Source organism: Blautia sp. St.27G3 (assembly GCF_059728505.1).
Genome location: NZ_BAAGFO010000001.1, coordinates 894763 through 916535 on the forward strand (window position 1 = coordinate 894763; position 21773 = coordinate 916535).

At 47.3% G+C, this 21773-nt stretch carries 17 protein-coding genes and 2 tRNA genes; all 19 read right to left on the reverse strand.

Annotated elements, in window-relative coordinates:
• Positions 1-3 precede the first annotated feature (3 nt).
• Positions 4-357, reverse strand: coding sequence for an IS66 family insertion sequence element accessory protein TnpB (gene tnpB, locus AC6I2O_RS04120; protein ID WP_497741891.1), 354 nt, complete (start codon positions 355-357; stop codon positions 4-6).
• 14 nt (positions 358-371) lie between these two features.
• Complete coding sequence (gene tnpA, locus AC6I2O_RS04125) at positions 372-767, reverse strand: IS66 family insertion sequence element accessory protein TnpA (protein ID WP_497741892.1); 396 nt, start codon at positions 765-767, stop codon at positions 372-374.
• A gap of 231 nt (positions 768-998) precedes the next feature.
• Positions 999-1072, reverse strand: a tRNA-Met gene (locus AC6I2O_RS04130).
• Positions 1073-1085: 13 nt separating this feature from the next.
• Positions 1086-1158 (reverse strand) — tRNA-Val (locus AC6I2O_RS04135).
• 108 nt (positions 1159-1266) lie between these two features.
• The gene (locus AC6I2O_RS04140) at positions 1267-1947 is read right to left on the reverse strand and encodes a phosphatase PAP2 family protein (protein WP_497741893.1); all 681 of its coding nucleotides are present in this window, start codon (positions 1945-1947) and stop codon (positions 1267-1269) included.
• Between the two features lie 120 nt (positions 1948-2067).
• A complete protein-coding gene (locus AC6I2O_RS04145) occupies positions 2068-2733 on the reverse strand; it encodes a hypothetical protein (RefSeq protein ID WP_120393873.1) in 666 nt (221 codons plus the stop codon).
• Between the two features lie 57 nt (positions 2734-2790).
• Entirely contained in the window at positions 2791-3432 is a 642-nt protein-coding gene (locus AC6I2O_RS04150; RefSeq protein ID WP_497741894.1) for a transposase, read from the reverse strand.
• A gap of 254 nt (positions 3433-3686) precedes the next feature.
• Positions 3687-6242: a CapA family protein gene (locus AC6I2O_RS04155; protein WP_497741895.1), complete on the reverse strand. Its 2556-nt coding sequence runs from the start codon at positions 6240-6242 to the stop codon at positions 3687-3689.
• Positions 6242-10081: a phosphoribosylformylglycinamidine synthase gene (locus tag AC6I2O_RS04160; RefSeq protein ID WP_497741897.1), complete on the reverse strand. Its 3840-nt coding sequence runs from the start codon at positions 10079-10081 to the stop codon at positions 6242-6244. Before AC6I2O_RS04160 ends, AC6I2O_RS04155 begins: the two co-directional genes overlap by 1 nt.
• A gap of 172 nt (positions 10082-10253) precedes the next feature.
• Positions 10254-12650, reverse strand: coding sequence for an ATP-dependent DNA helicase (locus AC6I2O_RS04165; RefSeq protein ID WP_497741898.1), 2397 nt, complete (start codon positions 12648-12650; stop codon positions 10254-10256).
• 326 nt (positions 12651-12976) lie between these two features.
• Positions 12977-13204, reverse strand: a complete 228-nt coding sequence (locus AC6I2O_RS04170; RefSeq protein WP_120392373.1) for an HPr family phosphocarrier protein — start codon at positions 13202-13204, stop codon at positions 12977-12979.
• 235 nt (positions 13205-13439) lie between these two features.
• A complete protein-coding gene (locus AC6I2O_RS04175) occupies positions 13440-14210 on the reverse strand; it encodes a TIGR03915 family putative DNA repair protein (RefSeq protein WP_497741899.1) in 771 nt (256 codons plus the stop codon).
• Positions 14211-14388: 178 nt separating this feature from the next.
• Positions 14389-15714 carry a putative DNA modification/repair radical SAM protein gene (locus tag AC6I2O_RS04180; RefSeq protein ID WP_120392375.1) on the reverse strand — a complete coding sequence of 442 codons (1326 nt, stop codon included), beginning with the start codon at positions 15712-15714 and terminating at the stop codon, positions 14389-14391.
• A 111-nt stretch (positions 15715-15825) separates the two neighbouring features.
• Positions 15826-16611: a response regulator transcription factor gene (locus AC6I2O_RS04185; protein ID WP_497741901.1), complete on the reverse strand. Its 786-nt coding sequence runs from the start codon at positions 16609-16611 to the stop codon at positions 15826-15828.
• Positions 16612-16626: 15 nt separating this feature from the next.
• Complete coding sequence (locus AC6I2O_RS04190) at positions 16627-18426, reverse strand: sensor histidine kinase (RefSeq protein WP_497741902.1); 1800 nt, start codon at positions 18424-18426, stop codon at positions 16627-16629.
• Between the two features lie 147 nt (positions 18427-18573).
• Entirely contained in the window at positions 18574-19509 is a 936-nt protein-coding gene (locus AC6I2O_RS04195) for a transketolase family protein (protein WP_497741904.1), read from the reverse strand.
• Positions 19506-20372, reverse strand: coding sequence for a transketolase (locus AC6I2O_RS04200; RefSeq protein ID WP_120392379.1), 867 nt, complete (start codon positions 20370-20372; stop codon positions 19506-19508). Before AC6I2O_RS04200 ends, AC6I2O_RS04195 begins: the two co-directional genes overlap by 4 nt.
• The gene (locus tag AC6I2O_RS04205) at positions 20348-20812 is read right to left on the reverse strand and encodes an RpiB/LacA/LacB family sugar-phosphate isomerase (protein WP_497741906.1); all 465 of its coding nucleotides are present in this window, start codon (positions 20810-20812) and stop codon (positions 20348-20350) included. The genes AC6I2O_RS04200 and AC6I2O_RS04205 overlap by 25 nt, the downstream gene beginning before the upstream one ends.
• A complete protein-coding gene (locus AC6I2O_RS04210; protein ID WP_497741907.1) occupies positions 20809-21741 on the reverse strand; it encodes a dihydrodipicolinate synthase family protein in 933 nt (310 codons plus the stop codon). The genes AC6I2O_RS04205 and AC6I2O_RS04210 overlap by 4 nt, the downstream gene beginning before the upstream one ends.
• Positions 21742-21773: the final 32 nt, after the last annotated feature.

Genomic DNA, 21773 nt, shown 5'->3' on the forward strand with positions numbered 1-21773 from the left:
CACTTATAAGGAATTCCCGGTTTTTCCGGGCTTTGTAGGAGCCCATTTGCGCACTGCTTTTGGCTGTTCCGGGTTCAGACCCTCCAGCAGCCAGCGCAGCTGCTGATGGGAGATCTGTCTGGCTTCTTCACCTGTGCGCGGCCACTTTAGACGGCCGTTTTCGTAGCGCTTATAGAAAAGGCAGAAGCCGTCCCCTTCATAGTGGACTGCCTTGATCCGGTCCGCACGCTTCCCGCAGAAAAGGAATAAGGAATTGCTGTAAGGATCAAGCTGAAAGCTGTATTTTATGATATCTACCAGGCCGTCCAGCTGTTTTCTCATATCCGTGTACCCGGTGTGCAGATAAATTTTTTCCACCCCGGAGAGGTCTCCTAACATGACCGCACTGCTTTCAGGACAGCCTCCAGCAACTCCCGGGGAGTATCTTCAAAGAGTTCAACAGTCACAGTACCGGTATGGAGCACTGCTGCAGGAGTGGCGCAGAAATCCTGTCTGCCGCGAAGGGATACTTCCGTAAATTCCGGAGCCGCATCCGGCATCAACGCAGTCTGCTCCATTACCGGCCTGCATCCATGACTCTTTCGGGGCAGTTCCTCAAGCGCCAGCTTCCGAATCTTTGCGATCCAGTAATAATAGCTTTTTAAAGAGATATCATGCTGTTCGCACCATGCCTGGTTTGTCAGGCCGGAGGCTCTGCATTGCCGGATCACGTCCAGCCAGTACTGAAGTTTTACCTGTTTATCAGGAGTTAAAGATGAAATATCCATGGGTTCGCCCCTTTTTCTTAGATTTAGAGTTTCGAGAGCGGACTCTAAAAACTCTAACCCTAAGTTTACAAGAGAACGCCAAATATTTCACTACACGTTCTTATTTGACGCTTACTTTTTATGCCCGCCTTCGTGCAGGCATTTTTCGTTTAATACAGAGCCGCAGACACTCTTTTCTGTAAAATAAAAAATCAGAAAGCTTTGTGAAAAGCTTTCTGATACTTTCTTCAATAGCGGAAGGGAGATTTGAACTCTCGACACCACGGGTATGAACCGTGTGCTCTAGCCAACTGAGCTATTCCGCCATAGCGATATATATGGGGCCTATAGGGCTCGAACCTATGACCCTCTGCTTGTAAGGCAGATGCTCTCCCAGCTGAGCTAAGACCCCATGTAATGCGAGCTGTTTCTCAACTCGCTTTGCTATTGTAATATAGTTTTCTTTAAAAGTCAACCCCTTTTTTCAAAAATTCTACAAATTTTCTAAAAAAGTTTTTGATCAAATTCTGCGAATCTCTGTCTTGGCTTTTCTTCGTGCCAATTCTTCACGCCATTCAACCCGATAGACAAGGCCGTGAATCACAAAGCTCATCATAACACCACAGACTACATCAATGACAGAATGCTGATCCAGCATCACGGTCGAAGCGCAGATTAAAAGCATAATCACAAAATGCACAGTGATCGTCAGCTTTCTGTGCTTTAGTTCTTCAAGACTGCACACAGCTTGGAAAATCATAACTGTATTCATTACATGAATCGACGGACAGACGTTGGTCGGTGTATCAATCGCCCGCAGCATGCTGACCATATTGTAGAAGAACCCGGTTTCATGTGGGCTGGATGCCAGCCGCAGGTTCAGCCCCGTCGGGAATACATAATAAATGACCAGGCAAATCGTCAGTCCGGAAAATATCATGGTACAGAGTTTAGAATAATCCTTCCATCCTCTGCGTTTAAACCAGATAAAAGCGCCACCGACGTACGGAAACCAGAATACATACGGTATAATAAATGCTTCACAAAATGGAATCATCTCATCCAATTTACAGTGAATAATATATTCCGGCTCTACATTTTTCTCAAGCCAGAAGAATACACTCATGTAAAATACCAGGTACATGAGCGCCATCACATACGGATGTTTTTTAAACCAATTCCTGATGCTCTCTGTTCTCATACTGCTTCTCCCCATTCAGTATCGGCCTATGATGGAAACCACTACCCTTTAACGGCTCCCATCATAGCACTTTTTATTTTACCTATCAACCGCAATTATTTACTAACTTTTCCGAGTTTTTTACTTTTCTTTTACATAATGACCAATTATCGGAGAATCTGATGTGTCATAATCCTCCTCGCTCGTGACATCAACATCCAACAGATCATTGTGAATCGTGAAGATCACGACATGATGATCATCCCCATAGTACACAGCCTGGGATTCTTTGATGTTCGCAATACCCGAGATTGTCGCCTCTGCAAATGAAAAAGAAATTTGGGTGTCGTCAAGCTTCTTCAGCGTAACCGTTTCGTTCTCCCCAACATACGTACCTGACCAGCCGTCATTTACCTCTGTACTTTCCTCTTGGGCCGGATCGACCGGATCATTTTCTGCTGATGCAGCATCCTCATCCGAAATCACGTCTCCAAGCGGCTCACTTTCATTTGCCACTGAACCATTCGCTCCGGCAGTATCCTGCGTACTGCTTTCCGACTGCCCAGTTCCCTGTGTACCGCCCGCATCTTCTCCTGAAAAAACATCCTGATCTCCGGTCGTATTCGATGTCTGATCAGATGTAATCTGTCCGCCTGAAGTTTGTGTACCTGTTCTTGACTGCGCACCCGGATTTGTATTTTGTACACCAGATGGCTGCACACTGCCCTGTTCAGAAGATGTACATCCAGCCAATACTATCATTCCTGTAATTGCAAGCGCAAGCGTCAATAATGCTTTTCTTTTCATAGTCAAAATCTCCTTTCATGTTACCTGAAAGCAGGTTCCCCGTTGCGTGTATTCATTCTAGCACGTTTCATTTTCTTTGTCATAGACTTTTGTTTTTCTTAAGAAAAACATAGGTTTTCCCTTGCTTCTGTATTCCCTGCCTGTGGCCAAACACTTCTTATAAGACACAGTATGATAACGCTGCAGCTTCCGGCGCGCCGTTTCCTCATTTTCGGAAAAATACGAAAGCAGGTGCCGGCAATTTACTATTTTCCAGTCATAATTTCCAATATAAGTCATATAGCTGCTCCACCAGTAATCACTGATTCTGTGTACGTATCCTTTTTCCAGGGGGATTCTGTGAATCTGACGGCAACTATCCGCAATTTCGTCCAGTGAACCAAGTTCTGCTGTGATCTCTTCGCCAAAAGCCGGAACTGGAATACATCCAAAACGTCCGGGAGCCTGATGGTACAGATATACATAAGAGCGTTCCGCTCTGTGCATCCCGTCCAGTACAATCTCCTGACACGGGGCCTCTATAATAAAATATGCCTGTTCATCCATAATACAGAACGCGTAAATCTGCCATTCTTCTTTTCCCTGAGTCTCTGCAACAACATCCAGAAATCTCTTCTTGTTCCTCTCATCCGAAAAAATATAACGACTTCCCTGCACAACATGATAATAAACTTTCTCAGAAATTTCTTCTTTTGTCATTTTAACTCCTTTTCTTTGTTGCATTTTTCTTTGTAAACCTTTTCCTGTTAGACCAATTCCGGATTCGTTCTGCCGCAAATGCTACCATATCTGCCTCCTCCCTTCAACAAAAATTGACAAAGAGTGTCTTAGTCACACATTCTAATATAGTTCCCGGTAACGACCACATTGCAAAAAAACGGAATGCAACAAATCTGTTACATTCCGCTCTTCCACAACTTTTTCCCTGAAATTTTATTTCATCTGCTCTACAACTAAGCTCCGTTTAAACCGTCAGATGCCTGAAAATGCTGTCCATATGCCTCACTGTACTTATTCACACGCCCAATAATTCGGTCAGCCTCTGTGCCATCGACCACGGTAGGCTGATAATTATTATATCCATCCACAGAACTGATCTTACACGGAATAATCTCCACATTTTGATCTGCTATAACTTGATCCTGGCCTACCCTGAATGTCTGACGGAAAATCATGGTGTCTGTATCTGACGGCGAACTGTTGCCGCCAAAACAGAAATTCCCCAGGCTGTAGACAATGTATTTGCCGTTATAATACTCAATTCCCTGGAGCACATGCGGATGATGCCCTACCACCAGGTCCGCACCACAATCAATGGCCAGATGCGCCAGTGCCTGCTGCGTATCATCCGGCTCAGTCGCTTTCTCACTACCCCAATGAAAGGCTATAATTACAAGCTGGGCGCCGCCCTCTTTTGCGGATGCAATTGTTTCCCTCACCTGATTTTCTCTGGCCATTCCATCATTCAAAACATAAATGCCAATAAATGCAGTCTGAATACCATTGATCTCACGCAAAACAATCTCATCCCCAATACAATAATCAATACCAGCTTCCGTCAGATAACGCTTTGTATCAGAAAGACTTTTTGCTCCATAATCACTGCTGTGATTATTTGCCAGCGTGACAACTTCCACAGAACCACTCTTCAAAATCTCTGTATAAGAAGGGTCGCCTTTGAATGCATACTGTTTTGCCTCCCTTGTCGTCTCTGTGGTAAGCGTTCCCTCCATATTGGCAAATGTCACATCATCATTGTCCAGAACTTCCTTTACATTTCTGAAAAAGTATGCATGCCCGTTTACCGTATCAAACGCATTAAAGCTTGTTGTTGTATTAAAATTTTCATCTGTGCCAAGCGTACAATCTCCAATCGCGCTGATTGTGACGGTCCGCTCATTACTGACCTCTACCGTGCAGGAAGCTGATGCTACTCCGTCTGCACTGACTGTAATAACCGTCGTTCCTTCCCCTACTGCGGTTACAGCACCTGCACCATCCACCACTGCTACTTCCGGGTTTGCACTTTCAAACCTTAAATTATTCAGCAAAGCGCCTGCCGGACTCTCCTGATACGGCAAATAACGTGTTTCTCCTGGGAAGCATGACAACCTATTTGTCTGCAACGTTAACTCATGGGCTGCCTCTGTTGTAGTCTCCAAAATGGTACTCCTGTTTCCAGCCTCATCTTGCGCATAAAAATAATAGGTCGTATGTGGTTCAAACTGGACAGGTTCACTGTATTTATGATAAATAGGAATTCGAAAGTAATCATTGTCCTTTACCGAAGCATAAAAGACCCCGGAAACACCTGATCTTGCATCTGCAGCCATCACTTTGATCAATGCATCTTCTCTAGTCACATTCACAGAGGGCGCCTGTGCATCCAACATTGGCACCTCGATTTGTGCCGTCAGAACCCCTTTCTCTGTCGTAACCTCCGCTTCCAGCAGATAATCGGATGTCTCCACAGTAATCTGTCCCTTCTCATCCGGTATGTATTCTTCGCCCCCGATCAAAACGCTGGATACAGATGTCCCTTTTGCCCGAACCGAAAGCACGATCGGGTAAGAATTGCTCCACGTCTGCGGCTCACTTTCTACAGTGACCACCAATCCGGATTCCGCAGTAACATGCTCCGATTTTCGTTTCTCTTCCAGAAAAGAACGGATTCCATTTATCACAAGCAGTACCATGAGCACAACAAAGATCAGTCCGGTCCCAAGCATAAACAACTCTCTTCGGCTGATTCCCCTTTGTTCCAGGTCTTTCATAAACGAGGAAACTCTGCCTCCTGACTGTTCTCGTGTTGCCTTTATCTCGGGCTTTTTCTCCAAATCTTCCTCAAGTCCCGCTCTATCTCTTTCCCCGGAAGATATGTCCGACCGGCCTCTGCCAAGCAAACGGTCAAGCACCTGCTCATCCGAAGTTTTTTTCTGCTTTTCTGAAACGCTGTCGTCTGTCTCAAATGACTCAGAGGACATATGTTCTGGACTAGCTGTTTTTTTGACTCCTGTTTTCAGTTTCCGTTTTTTCTGTTCCTGTTTGGGTTTCTCTTCTTTCTTCTTTCGCAGACCTGACAAAAGTTCAGACATCCTGTGTGCACCTTCACCCAAAACCTTCTGCACTGTCTCTAGCTTCCGCCCCGTCCGCTTATCCGTATTTTCCTTTCGAACATGGCCTTTTTGACCATCTGCGTCTTTCTCCGCAACCTGTTCTGCACTTTCGTCCAATCTTTTCTTACGTGTCTCCAAAGGCTCTTCTATCTCTTCTTCTGAATCCAGCCCTGCTCTCTTTTTTGCTCTCGTTTTTTCAGCATCTGCCTTCGGCTCTCTGCGTGTACGCGGCTTTCTGTCCTTTTGCCCGGAATGCGGTTTCGGAGAGTCCGCCTCTGGCGTACTCTCCGCTTCCCGTCTTTGCAGCGCTTCTTCCGGCTCTTCGCCGTTTTGAACCGCTCTTATGATTTCCAGCAACTGGTCGGCATTCTCTGCCTTTATCTTCTTTTTCATTATTTAAAGTATGCTACTCCTGACTCAAAAATTTTCAGGTCCTGTTCTCCGTAGATGTTAATTGCCACGGACTCTCCGCGCCGCTCCGAATGTGCCATTTTTCCAAATACACGTCCGTCCGGGCTTGTAATGCCCTCAATTGCAAAATAAGATCCGTTGATATTCCATTCTTCCTCGCCAGCACAAATATTGCCGTCCGGATCACAGTACTGCGTTGCAACCTGACCATTTGCAAACAATTTTTGCAGCCATTCTTTGTTCGCCACGAAACGGCCCTCGCCATGAGAAGCTGCATTCGTGTATACGCTGCCAAGCTGTGCACCGGCCAGCCATGGAGATTTGTTGCTCACTACTTTCGTATATACCATTTTGGAAATATGGCGTCCGATCGTATTGAACGTCAAAGTCGGTGAATCTGGTGTCTGCCCTGTAATTTCCCCGTGCGGTACCAGACCAAGCTTGATCAGGGCCTGGAAACCGTTGCAGATACCGAGCGCCAGACCGTCTCTTTCATTTAAAAGCGCCATAACCGCTTCTTTTAGCTTCGCATTCTGGAATGCTGTTGCAAAAAACTTTGCAGAACCGTCCGGCTCATCACCCGCGGAAAAGCCGCCCGGGAACATAATGATCTGCGCCTGGCTGATTGCCTTCTCAAATTCTTCCACAGACTCACGGATGTCCTGCGCGCTCAGATTGCGGAATACACGGACATCCACCTGCGCTCCGGCCCGCTCAAATGCCATCTTACTGTCATACTCACAGTTCGTACCCGGAAATACCGGAATAAATACATGCGGCTTTGCCACTTTATTTTTGCACACATAAATCTGATTGGTACAGTATGTGCCGTCCTGTGTTTCCACCCGGTTTTTATCATCTTTAGAAGCAAACAAATAAGAAACAGCTCCGTCTGCCGGTTTTCCGTCAATATCCAGTCCGCCGCCTACTGTTGGAATGCCGGATTCTGTTTTGAATACGCGCTCCAAAGTTCCCTTCCATGCCAAAAGCGCTTTGTCCACAGGAATTTTCACATCCCTGTATTCAAAAATACCCTGGTCTGTCACTTCACCTATTACCGTATACGTAATCGCAAGCTTGTCTACTGCTCCGTCCGGTACCTCTGCGACAATGTCTCCAAAGCCTGCCGTAAACAGGTCGCGCTCGTCCACATGATGCTCCACCCGAAGCCCCATTCCATTTCCAAACGCCATCTTGGAAATGGCAGCTGCCAGTCCTTTTCCATCCAACGCATACGCAGAAATAATATTTCCCGCCTTGATATCCTGATGGAATTTCTCATACTGTTCTGTAATCTGACTGTATACCGGCAAATCGTACTCATCTTTTTCGATTCGCAGCAGAACGAGTTTGCTTCCTGCCTTTTTCAGTTCCGGCGTAATAATTGTCTTATCGCTCGCAATATCCACTGCAAAGGACACAAGTGTCGGCGGCACATCAATTTCATTGAAGGAACCTGACATACTGTCTTTGCCTCCAATGGACGGCAAGCCAAAACCAAGCTGTGCGGAATACGCGCCAAGCAGTGCCGCAAACGGCTGGCTCCACCGCTTCGGGTCCTCTGTCATCCTGCGGAAATACTCCTGGAAGGTAAAGCGAATCCGCTTGTAATCGCCGCCATTTGCCACAATCCTTGCAACGGATTCCAACACTGCATAAACAGCTCCGTGATACGGGCTCCAGCTTGACAGATACGGATCAAAGCCATAGCTCATCATCGTAACCGTATCTGTTTTGCCCTCCAGGACTGGAAGCTTCGCCACCATAGCCTGTGTCTCCGTAAGCTGATACCGGCCGCCATACGGCATAAACACAGAACCAGCTCCAATAGAACCGTCAAACATCTCCACAAGGCCCTTCTGGGAACAGCAATTCAGATCACTTAAGGTCTCCAGCCATTTGCTGCGAACATCTGCAACCTCTTCTCTTACAAAATACTTTTCCTCGCTGGACGGCATTTCTACTGTAACTGAGGTCTCCTGATGCGCACCGTTCGTATCCAGGAATGCTCGGGAAATATTGACAATCTCCTTATCTCTCCAGGTAAGAACAAGCCGCGGCTCCTCTGTCACTACAGCGACCTCTACTGCCTCAAGGTTTTCCTGCGCCGCATACCCCATGAACTCCTTCACGTCCTTCGGGTCCACGACAACTGCCATCCGCTCCTGCGATTCTGAAATCGCAATCTCCGTGCCATCAAGGCCCGCATATTTCTTCGGAACCTCATCCAGACAGATCCGAAGTCCCGGCGCCAACTCGCCGATTGCCACTGATACGCCGCCTGCACCAAAGTCGTTACATTTTTTGATCAGTTTGCTGACCTCCGGACGGCGGAACAATCTCTGAATTTTCCGCTCCGTCGGAGCATTTCCTTTCTGAACTTCCGCACCGCAAACTTCGATGGAGGCCTCTGTGTGCACCTTCGAGGACCCGGTTGCGCCGCCGATTCCGTCACGTCCAGTTCTTCCTCCAAGCAAAATAATGATATCGCCCGGGTCTGAATTTTCACGGATTACGGCGCTTCGCGGAGCCGCTCCCATAACAGCTCCGATCTCCATACGCTTCGCCACATAATCCGGATGATAAATCTCTTTTACATAGCCGGTCGCCAAGCCGATCTGATTTCCGTAAGAACTGTATCCATGCGCAGCCTCACGCACCAGTTTTTTCTGCGGCAGCTTTCCTTTGAGCGTATCTTTCACAGACACCGTCGGATCAGCCGCACCAGTCACGCGCATCGCCTGATATACGTACGTACGGCCAGAAAGCGGATCACGGATTGCGCCTCCCAGACAGGTAGCGGCGCCGCCAAACGGCTCAATTTCCGTCGGATGATTGTGCGTCTCATTTTTGAAATTAACAAGCCACTCCTCTGTTTTGCCGTCAACTTCCACCGGAACTACGATACTGCAAGCATTGATCTCATCCGATTCTTCCTGGTCCTGCAATTTGCCTTCCTTTTTCAGTTTGCGCATTGCCATCAGCGCCAGATCCATCAGGCAGACAAATTTATCCTCTCGCCCTTTGAAAATCTCCTCACGATCAGCAAGATACTGCCTGTACGTACCCTCAATCGGTTTCTTATAATACCCATCCTCAAATGTTACATCTTTCAGCTCCGTCGAGAATGTCGTATGACGGCAATGATCTGACCAGTAGGTGTCAAGGACACGGATTTCTGTCATTGACGGATCACGCTTTTCTTCTTTATTGAAATAATTCTGAATATGCTGGAAATCTTTGAAGGTCATGGCCAGATTCAAAGAAGTATAGAGTTTCAAAAGCTCTGCCTCCTCCATCAATCTGAATCCGTCAAAAGTAATGACATCTGCCGGCTCTTCAAATTCTGTCACCAGAGTCTCCGGCTTTACAAACCCTGCTTCTCTTGAGTCAACGGGATTGATGCAGTGGGTCTTAATGGCCTCAAACTCCTCTTCTGAAATATTTCCTGCCACTACGTAAGAGGTTGCAGAACGAATAATCGGCTCCTCATCCTCTTTTAAAAATCTTACACACTGTACAGCAGAATCTGCCCTCTGATCAAACTGTCCAGGCAGAAATTCCACTGCAAATGCCTTTTCATTCTCTGCCATCGGAAACTCTTCTTCATAAAGAACATCCACCGGAGGTTCAGAAAATACAGTACGGCATGCATCTGCAAACACCGTATCTGAGATATTTTCTACATCATACCGGATCAGTACCCGGACATTCTCAAGCCCTTCCACGCCGAGATAACTCCTGATCTCGTGCGCAAGCCCTTTTGCTGCTACTGCAAAGTCCGCTTTTTTTTCGACATAAACTCTTCTTACCTTACTCATCCATAACCTCCTGGCTTCCGCCTGTGATTTGTTGTCTACGCGAATTTTAACACAAGTGACACAGTCTGACAAGTTTCATGCGCAGTTTCTCGAAAGTTATTACAAGAACTATTTTGTAATTTCTCTTTTGTTATTCCTGGAATCCTTCGCAGTTTGTTGAAAAGGACAGGGATCATACCTGCCGTTTCCAGAAATGTTCCGCCTTCCCGCGCACTGACCTTAACGTACAGTAATCAAAATTCTCCCACTCAGCCGGAAACATGCTTCGGTAACGGGACGACTGAAACCGCTCATCCAGCAGCAGAATGACTCCCCTATCTTCCTCCGTACGGATCACACGGCCGGCAGATTGCAGAACCTTGTTCATCCCCGGACAGAGATATGCATAGAAAAAACCATCCTGTCCACGCCGATCATAAAACTGTTTCAGTATTTCCCGCTCTCTGCACACCTGGGGCAGCCCGGTGCCCACAATAACAGCCCCAATCAGACAATCGCCGCGCAGATCAATTCCCTCTCCGAAAATGCCGCCCATCACGCAAAAGCCTGCCAGCCCACGCTCGTGCGGTTGTTCAAACTGTTTCAGAAAATCTTCTCTTTCCGTCTCATTCATCCCTGTTTTCTGACAGAGCAGACAAACCGGATCACCTTTTTCCTCTGTCAGCGCTTCAAACTGTGCCGCCACCTCCTCCATCATCCGGTAGGAGGAAAAAAAGGCCATGTAATTGCCACGCTTCACCTCAATCAGCGCCAAGATATATTCCGCCATTTTGCGGTATTCCTGAACACTCCGACTCGTATATCGGCTGCTGGTGTCCGTGCCGATCATGATCCGCCTTCTGTCCGTGGAAAACACAGAATGCGCATAGATCGCATAAGCATCCGGATTTTCACTCAGCAGGCTTTTATAATACTGAATCGGCAAAAAGGTTGCGGAAAAATAGATCGTGCTTTTCCCCTTATCCAGACATTTTTGAAGATTTTCGGAAACATCTACACAATATAACCGGATTTGAAAACGTCCGTCCTCGCACAGCTCCGTATAAATAACGTAATTCTCGTTTAAAAGGTCGCAAGTATCCAGAAAACGCCGCACCTGAAAATACAGTTCCAGCGTACGTTCATTTAAGGAGGTATCTCTGGAATCCTCCAGAAAATCTTCCATTATACCGCACAGATTCATCAGATAAATCGGAAATGTCCCAATATCAGAACGGATTTTTATCTCCTCACATTCCCGCTTCTGTTCCAAAAGCCAAGTATTACACCGATTAAGCGCGCGAGACATCTTATGGCTGTGCGGTGCGATCACTTTTTTCAGTGCCAGAAAATCTTCCTTATATAAAGCAGCTGAAAACATCTCCCTCGCGCGCTCCACGAGATTATGTGCTTCATCAATCAGAAACAGATACTCTCCTTTTACGCCCTCTCCAAAAAAACGTTTTAATTTCGCCCGGGGATCAAAAATATAGTTATAATCACAGATAACCGCGTCTGCCCAAAGCGATACATCAAGGCCAAATTCAAACGGACAGACCTGCCACTTCTGTGCATACGTTTCAAGCACAGACCTGTCAAATACTTCACAGCCCGAAATCAAGTCGAACACTGCGTCATTGACGCGATCAAAATGCCCCTTTGCATACGGACATGCGTCCGGATTGCATTCCGTTTTCCCTAAAAAGCAGATTTTCTCTTTCGCAGTCAGTGTAATTGACTTCAGCCTCATCCCCTGTTCGCGCAAAATCGCATACGTATCCTCCGCCACCGTTCTTGTGACAGTTTTTGCAGTGGCATAAAAAATCCGCTCTGCAAGCCCTTCCCCAACAGCCTTCACTGCCGGAAAAATCGTTGATATTGTTTTCCCGGTTCCGGTCGGCGCCTGAATAAAAAGCGTCTTTTTGCGCAGCATCGTGCGATAGACAGAAGAAGCTACCTCCTTTTGTCCTTCCCGCCACGGGAACGGAAATACAAGCTTCTTCAGAGATTCCTGCCGCACTTTCCTCCATTCTTTCTGAAGTTCCGCCCATTTCTGATACCTGCCTGCCACATCCAGGAACCATACCTCCAGCTCTTCCACAGAAAAATCCTGCCGAAAGCGCTTGATTTCTTCACTTTCCAGATTGCAGTAGGTCATCTGTACTCCTATTTGCAGGAATGCTTCCTGCTTTCCATGAATGTACGCATAACACTTCGCCTGCGCCAGATGAAGCAGCGCCGGCTCCTGCATGAGAGTTACATCGCGGTATACGCCCTTTATCTCATCAATAACGGTATAGCTTCCTTCGCCACAATGATCTGCCTCTTTTGTGCTTTCTTCCGTAAAAATGCCATCTGCCCGCCCCTCCACAATAAGCGTATAGCCATCTCCCGGGATCTCTATGGAAAGCGGAACCTCTGCCCGGTAATTGCTTCCCATTCGCCCCTGTATTTTCCGGTGGATGCGGCTTCCGGCCTGCATGGCCTCCTTCTCCGCAAATCCGCCCCGCCGGCTGTCGATATCGCCCGAGCGCAGAATAAACTCTACCAGATTTCGGACAGAAATCCGGATTTTAATTTCCTGTTCCATCAAATCCTGCTTTCCTCTCCTGCGTTGAACCAATACAAATCTATAATAAAATTTTCAACTAGGTATGTTTTCCTACATTGTAGCCATCTACTGTAAAAAAAGCAAGTAAAGGAACTGAAACAAATCCGATTCCTGTTGCTTTCCTTTCCCTAAGAACAAAAGTGTGCTTCGCACACCTCGCGAGTCAATAAATTTCAGAGCACAGCTTTTGTTCCGCGCGCGAAGCTGCGCATCCTGCCGGGGGCTTTTATCGTATAGGAGACAAAGTTTCCTATACGATAAAAAAGAGGCTTCCGGCCTTTATGGCTTCGGAAACCTCTAAAAATTTATGCAACAGCAAACTTATTCAGCACATGTTCGATGGAGCAGTCCTCCTGTGCATATTTCACTGTCAGCGTCTGAGTCAGATCAAGGCTCATCACACCCATGATCGATTTCGCGTCAATAACCACGCGGTTGTAAGATACATCTACGTCATACTGACACTGTTCAGCCGCTCTCACGAATTCTGTCACATCATTTACCGCATTCAGTCGGATTTTTTTCTCCAACATCCAAATCCCTCCTTGTGATGAAAACCCTTCAGATCAGCTAAATATCTTAGACCGCTCTGTTCCTGATTGATTTTCCATATTATTACATAACCAATTTTTCCCGTCAAGAAGCGATTTTATACATTTTCCAAACTGAAAATTATATTTTTTGTGCTTTTCGCAGACAAATTTTTCTCGTTTGTGCAGATAGCCTTTCCAAAATGCCTTTATAGCGCGGACATTCGTCTTTCTGCCGTTATCCCTCCGTCATCCAGCGGCGGAATTTAAGCGGCCAGAACTGGCGCTGCAATCCGCGGTTTTCCCTGGCCTCCACAGAAATACTCCTGCAAAATCCTTTCCAAAGCTCCTGCATCTCCTCCTCCCGAACTGCAAGCTGATCCTTCGCCACCTCGTCAGGACTCGTATCCCGCAGAATAAACCAGGGCCTTTGTTTCCCGTGAATCAGGCAGTCGTTGTGTCCATTGTCGTAAATCATAAAATTCTCATTCGGAAAACGGTCGGAAAAATGCTCCCCGATCAGAGGTAAAACCTGATTCTCTGCCTGAATCTCAGAAAACAGGACGCCGCTGTCCAGCTCCCGAAACCGTACAAACTGAAAGTACCGGTGCGCCTCATTCCCAACCTTGCGTGAAAGTTCAAAAACGCGACAGACATCCCTGCTTTGCAGATTCCATATGACATTCTGCGCCTCATATTTTGTGACATTTGCGGACATGCCATGCACAATCACGCGATAAATACAGTCTGCCTTCTCCGGATATGCTGACAATGCTGCCTGATAAATCACCCGGTAGGCATCCTGCCCCATTTTAGAGCGGACAGAACGCGCCACTTTCGCTGCCTTCTGCGCATCTGTTTCCACCTCCCGGTATTCGACAAACAACTCCAAATCCATCTTCTCCCTGAGACGCAGCGCCACAGCCTCATGCCCGATTCTGCTGTCCCATGCATCATATACGCCCGTAAAGATACCATCCACACTATCCTCACACTGAAAAATCACCATGTAAAGTCCCCCCTAAAATCTGTACTCCCGCATTTCCCGGTTAACGCACTTTTTCATACTGCCTTTTCTTACCTGCTCTACTCCAAATTTTACTGCCAAAACGTACTATCCCACGTCTTTCCTACTACTGGGCATCCCTCTGACTATACTCCTCCGATTCACGCGAAATGTCTCCGTTTCACACACCAGCCTGCAAAAGCTGCTGCGGCACTTCTCCGAACACCCGGTCATCATCAAACAAGGAAAGCTGACGGTAAGTGACTGTCTCCGCCGGAGTACGGCTCTGGCTGTACATCAGATTCCGCAGAATAAAATCTTCTTCTATTTTTAGAGGATACATCTGCCTGCCACTGCATGTAATAAAGTAAATGGCCCGCTTCAGCACCACACCCGCTCTCTTTAAATCCGCGAAATCCAAACTGCTGATTCTCCTCGCCTTTATTATCCGCTGTGCGGACTTCGGACCGATCCCCGGTACGCGAAGCAGTGTATAATAATCCGCCCGGTTGATCTCCACCGGAAACTGCTCCAGATGAGAAAGCGCCCAGTCACACTTCGGGTCCAGAAACACATTAAAATTCGGCCGCTTTTCACTGAGCAGTTCTCCTGCTCCAAACCCGTAAAACCGCAGCAGCCAGTCTGCCTGATAGAGCCGGTGTTCACGCAGAAGCGGCGGTCCTCCCGGCAAAGCCGGAAGCTCGGCGTCCTGATTTACCTGGACGAAAGCAGAGTAAAATACTCTTTTCAGCTCAAATTTCTGATAAAGCGATTCTGCGACAGATAGAATCTGATAATCATTTTCCGGCGTGGCCCCGATAATCATCTGCGTGCTCTGTCCGGCAGGCACAAACTGAGGCGCGTTTTTAAATAACATCAGCTCGTTTTTATGCTCTTTGCGTGAGAGCTGTACCTGTCTCATAGGAGCCAGAATCTTTTTCCGCGTCTTATGCGGGGCAAGTCTGCGCAGACTCTCCGCAGTCGGAAGCTCTAGGTTCACGCTCATGCGGTCTGCCAGGAACCCTGTCTTTTCAATCAGTTCCTGCGGGGCTCCAGGAATCGCCTTCACATGAATATACCCCTCGAAATGATACTCATGGCGCAGCTTATAAAGCGTCTGATACAAAAGCTCCATCGTATAAGACGGGCTCTTTAAAATCCCGGAGCTTAAGAATAATCCTTCAATATAATTCCTGCGGTAAAACTCAATCGTGAGACGACAGACCTCGTCCGGGGTAAAAGCTGCCCGCTCCACATCATTGGAAGAACGGTTCACACAATATTTGCAGTCAAACACACACTCATTGGTAAATAAAATTTTGAGCAGCGCGATACAGCGTCCGTCTGCCGAAAAGCTGTGACAAATCCCTGCTGCCGTGCAGTTGCCCATACCTTTTCCGCTGCCTTTACGGTCTATGCCACTGGAAGTACATGCAACGTCGTACTTCGCCGCATCTGACAGAATTTCCAGTTTTTTATAAAGGTCCATATTTTTTGCAATTTCCATACTGCTACGCCCGCCTTTTTTTCGAATACACGTTCGAGAACGTCTGTTCTAATTATAGCACAACAAATGAATTTTGCAAGCCCCAAATATTTCTAAATACGTTTGCATTCTCTATTTTTCTTCTCGGATTTGATTCCGGTACTCCGACGGAGCCTGCCCAGTATACGACTTAAATGCTCTGGAAAAATTTTTCATATCCATGTATCCCAACTCCTCCGCGATCTTACTCATCTTAATATTGGAACTGCAAAGCAACTGCTTCGCCCTGCGCATCTTATACTGCAACACATAATCCTTGAAATTAATGCCTACCTTCTCTTTAAACAGAATACTCAGATAGTTCTTATGAATATTGCAGGCATTTGCCACTGTATCGAGAGAAACATTTCCGCAATCCTGCGCAAGCATTTTGTCTGTAATATACTGCACCGAATCGGCACTGCCCGCCATCGGCCGAATCCCCTCCTTTTCCATACGTATATCGGCAAAAATTGCGCTCTGTTCCAGAATCCTCTGTTCAAACTCCTCGCGCCTGATATTTTCCAGCTCCTGCTTTAACAGCCCCACAAATTCCGGTTGCTTGATCGGCTTGAGTACATAGCTAGAAACACCAATGTTGATTGCCTCCTGCGCGTAATGAAATTTGTCATAGCCGCTGATGATGATCATATGCGGATGATAGGTCTCACGAAGCCTGCGGCAAAATTCCAGCCCGTTCATTTCCGGCTTCTCCACATCTGCAATGATCAGCATCGGTTTTTCCTTTACCGCATATTCCAACGCGTCAACAGAAGAGGTAAAAACAACGCGCTCCAAACTGCTGTCAACCATCTCAATCAGCTTTCCAAGCCCTTCCAATACCCATTTGTCATTATCCAGAACCAGTATTTTCATCATGCGCCTCTCTTTCTGTCAAGTATCCGGCAAAATCTGCTGTGGCAGGTATACCCTGGCCAGGAGTCCCTTCTCCTCCTGATTTTGCAGCGTGATTCCATATTTTTCTCCGTAAATCAGTTTGAGCCTCTCGTCAATATTTTTCAGGCCATACCCGTTTGTACTGGAATTCATGCCCGATACCGGCACCTCTTCTTTTCCGTAAGCTGAAATGCCAGAACCATTATCTTCCACCGTGATCATCAGAAACTCCTTTTCCGCAAACACACGTATGACCAGATGCAGCTCGGAGGACACAAACCCATGCAAAATTGCATTTTCTACAATGGGCTGAAGAATAATGCGCGGAATCACTCCATCCGAATACGCGTCATTTACCTGTATCTCATACGAAATTTTATCATTATAAATAAATTGTTCCAGCATCAGATAATATTCCACCTGCTCCAGCTCATCCTGAATCGAGTGAAACAGCTTTCCCTGATTCAGAGTCAGACGGTAAAACGCAGACAGGCTGTGAATGATATCGCAAATTCTGTCTGTTCCGGAAAGGTAGGCCATCCAGTTAATCGAATCCAGCGTGTTGTACAGCATATGGGGATTGATCTGGGCCTGCAGCGAATCAAGCTCAATCTTTCTGTTCTGATCCTGCGCCTCCATATTTTCCCGAAACAGCGTGTGGATTCGAATCCCCATCTCATTAAAATTCTGGGCCAGATAAGTCAGCTCATCTGAGCCGGTTAACTGTATCTCTCCATTTTCAGCCGGAAGTTCATCCTGCTGCATAGCCGTCACGAGCTGATTAATCGGCCGTATAATGGACTGCGATACAAAAAACGTCACTAACACCAGAATAACAACAAGAATTATCCCAATCAGAATACACAGATAAATCTTTTGCGTCAGTTTGGAAATCATGCGGTCATAATTCGTAAAGATCATCAGGTTCCATTCCAGAGGATTTGTGACAGATTTTGAGACAAGATAATTCGTGCCGCCGATCTCCAGTACGCCCGCTTCCTGATCCGGCAATTCTTCCAGCACTGTTCCGAGTGTCTCCTGTTCTTCCGGGCACAGCTTGGCGGACACCAAAAAATCATCTGCTGTGCGCACCACGATATTATAAAGAGACTCATCTAATCCCATGGCAATCTTTTCGATAAACAGCTCCGGATCAATGGATACAAAAAGCGATCCGATCACATTGCTGTACAGCTTTGACTTAATCTGTACGCCAATGACGATTTTTCTTTTTTCCTCTTTCTGAAGTACCGTATTGTTCTCCATCACACAGTTTCCGAAGCTGACAATACGCTTCCCCGACTCCTGCATCCGCCTCATAAACTGGCTGCTTTCCAGTTTTCCGGAGGTAATATTATCCGGGAAAGAGATAATGGAAGACTCCGTGCCTGTCAGCTCAATCGAATATAAATCATGATTGTCCGCAAAATATGAAAATATATCGCCCGATATCTCCGTAGAATAGTGGGACCAGTCATTTGTCGCAATTACTTTATTGTAATTGTTCACGGCAGAGACAAGCGAGGTTTTTGTGCTGAGCGCATTGAGCGGCGTGATAATTGATTCAAGATATACGTTTAAGTTATATTGAATCATACGCTCAACCATTTCCACATGTTCCCGCTCACTCCCTGTAATTGTCGAATACGCGGTAATACTCAGTAACAAAATAATAAAAAGACAGGTAATTGCAGGCAGCGCAACCGAGCTGATCAGCAGCCGTTTCGTAAGGCGGACCTTTCTGAGAAGCACTGTAATTCGTTCCTGTATCCATCCCGTAAAACCTGCTTTTTTCATGCTCATAACCTCCCCGGTTTCTTCCCATTTTATCAGAATCTTTTTGGATTATCCAGAAACATAGTCACATAAAGCCAGGACGGATGCAAATTGCAAGAGCCCTGCAATATTTGCATCCGTCGTAAGCAGCCGTATTTTAACAAATTTTTATTGCAAAAACTCTTTCACACCGTTTACAATCCCGTTGTGATCTAACTGATAATACGCAAGTAGCTCCTCGTAATCCCCGCTTGTTTTTGCATAATCCAAAGGCAGGCCCATCCGTTTTACCATAACATTGGCCAAATCGGACAATTCCTCCGTAACAAGAGAACCCAGTCCGCCGCAGACATAATGTTCTTCAACGGTAATCACCCTGCCTGTCTTTGCCGCAGATCTGCGAACAAGCTCCCGGTCAAGCGGCACTACGGTCGGCATCCCGATCAGCTCGGCTGAAACTCCCAGCGCCTCCAGCTCCAAAACCGCTTTTAATGCGCTTCCTGTTGTCGAGCCTGTCGTAACAATTGTAACATCCATACCTTCCCGCAGCAGCTTTCCCTTTCCGATTACAAACGGTTCCTGCTCAAAGATCTGCGGTATTTTCGGATTTCCGATTCTCATATAGACCGGCCCTTTGTAGGCAAGCATCGCTTTTACCGCTTCCTGAATCTCTCCCGGATCAGAAGGGGCTAGGATGGTTATTCCCGGTATCAACCGCATCAGACCGAAATCATCCAGGCTCTGATGCGTGCTGCCAAGATCCGAATACGTAATTCCGCAGTTACGTCCCACCAGCTTTACATTCTGGCGCATATAGCCGATATCATTGCGGATCATCTCATAGGGACGGCAGGTCACAAAGGGAGCAATCGCGCAAAATACAGGAATTTTCCCGGTCGTGGCCATTCCCGCGGCAGCTCCCACGACGCCCTGCTCCATGATTCCGCACTCAAAATAACGTTCCGGATACTTTTTCATAAATTCCCCGAATCCGGAACTTTTTCCGCTGTCTGCTGAAAAAACAACCACGTCCGAATTGCTTGCCGCCGCTTCTGTGACGGCCTTTCCGAATTCCTTTCTTGGGTCAAATAATTCACCAATCATTGTTTCATCTCCTCCAACTGTTTCTGCAGCCCTGCGATACGCTCTTCCATTTCAGCCTCCGCCTGCCGCAGCAGCTCTTCTGACGCATTCCAGAAATGGAAATCCGTCTGATTTTCCCCGAACGAAAGCCCCTTGGCCTTTACTGTTTTGCAGATAACTGCCGTCGGTTTTCCCTTTTCCAGAGGAAGCTGTTCCAGTACGTTCAAAATCTGCTCCATGTCATTGCCGTCAATTTCCGTAACAGCCCAGCCGAAGTCACGGAATTTGCAGTCAATCGGTTCCATGCTCATAACCTCCGTGACGGCTCCGCTGATCTGCAGGCCGTTGTTATCCACAAATACGACCAGATTGTCCAGGCCGAATTTTGCTGCAACCGCCGCGCCTTCCCAGTTGGAGCCTTCCGGCAGTTCTCCGTCTCCGGTCACTACAAACACTCGATACGCTTTTTGGTCAAGTTTGCCCGCCATGGCCATGCCTGCCGCAATCGAAATTCCATGTCCCAGCGCTCCCGTATTTGCCTCAACGCCGTTTAGCTTATGCATATCCGGATGTCCCGGAATCAGACTGCCCAGTTTGCCGTATGTATCTAAAATTTCTTTCTCAAAAAAATCCTTTTCTGCAAGCACGCCATACTGTGCCAGACATTTATGGCCTGCCGACAGAAGGAACCGGTCGCGGTCCGGATTTTTTGCGTCGGCCCCGTCAATGTTCATTGCATGGAAATACAGGGCCGCAACAAGATCAATCGCCGAAAATGCGCCTCCAACGTGACCATGTCCTCCTGCCCGGATCATACGGATTACATTTTCTCTGCACCGTTCCGCTTTTATCATCAGTTCTATTGCTTTTCTCTTGTCAGACATGTTACACCATTCTCCTCATACTCATTGATACGCGCTACTTTTGCGGCCGAGCGGCTGTTTGGGTCAAACGTTACGCTGAGATATTCTTTTACCAGACATTTCGCAAGCTCAATGCCAATCACCTGCGCTCCCATGGTAATGACATTCGCACAGTTGCTAAGTTGCGCACGCTGCGCCTGATAAACGTCGTTTACCAGAGCCGCGCTGACCCCCTTTACTTTATTCGCCGCAATACACACGCCAATTCCTGTCCCGCAGATCAGAATTCCTCTGTCACACTGGTGTCCGGCAACTGCTTCGCCCACGCGAATTGCAGTGTTTGCGTAAATCACGTCGTCGCTGCCAAAATCCACGGTCTCATGGCCGAGACTCTCTACAAATGGAATTAACGCTCTTTTAAATTCCTCCGCATTCGGGTCACATCCTATTGCAATTTTCATTGCATTTCTCCTTTCTGCTCCTTCCAGTCTCTTATGAATTCTTTATGGCTCCTCACATACGCTTCCGCCTTTTCCATAAAGCTTTTCCCGCAGGCCTGCACCGGCTTTCTCGGCATTCCTCCGTGATAGCCCATGAGATTCATGACTGCCTTTACGCCCGCTACGCCTGCCTTTCCACCCGTTTCCTTTGCAGCTTCCTTCAACCGCCGCATAAAATCCTCCGACGCCGTCTGATCCGCTTCCCGGATGACCCGGTAAAATTCCACACACGTTTCAGGAAAATAATTGGCCGCTGAAAGAATCCCGCCTTTTCCCCCTCTTTGCGTGCAGAGGAAGAAATTATTCAAAGATCCGGCCAGAACCTGAAAGTCATCCCGTCCGCCCACACAGCCCATGTACGCGCTCATCATATCCGGCGAAGTATCTTTGATACCCGCAATATTCGGATGATCTGCCAGAATGCGCAGCGCTTCCGGCGAAATCCGCACGTCGTTTACAAAGCCCGGCGCACAGTAGATCAGAATCGGATATGGGCTGAAATCGGCAATTGCCTGATAGTAATCGATCAGCGCATCGTCGGTCATCAGGTTTTTAAAATAGCCGGGCGTCAATACGGATAAATAATCAACCGCTGTCCGGGCGTCTGCCACGCGCCGGATAAACGCAAGCGTCTGATACAGAGATTCTCTTCCAACCCCCGCGATCAGAATTTTATCCGGCGCTTTTACCTCCGCTGCCGCCTGTATGACTGCAAGCGCTTCCTCATCGCTTAAAGAACGAAATTCCCCATTGCTTCCCAGCGCCATATATCCTCCGACGCCTGTCCCGTTCAGCTTCTCATAGTTCGTCTTCAGCCAGTCCAGCCTAAGCTCCCCCGTTTCGTCAAACGGGGTGACGCAGGGGACAATGATTCCTTCCATTTTTTTCATCCTGCTTTCCTCGCTCTCCTGCCTTCCTGATT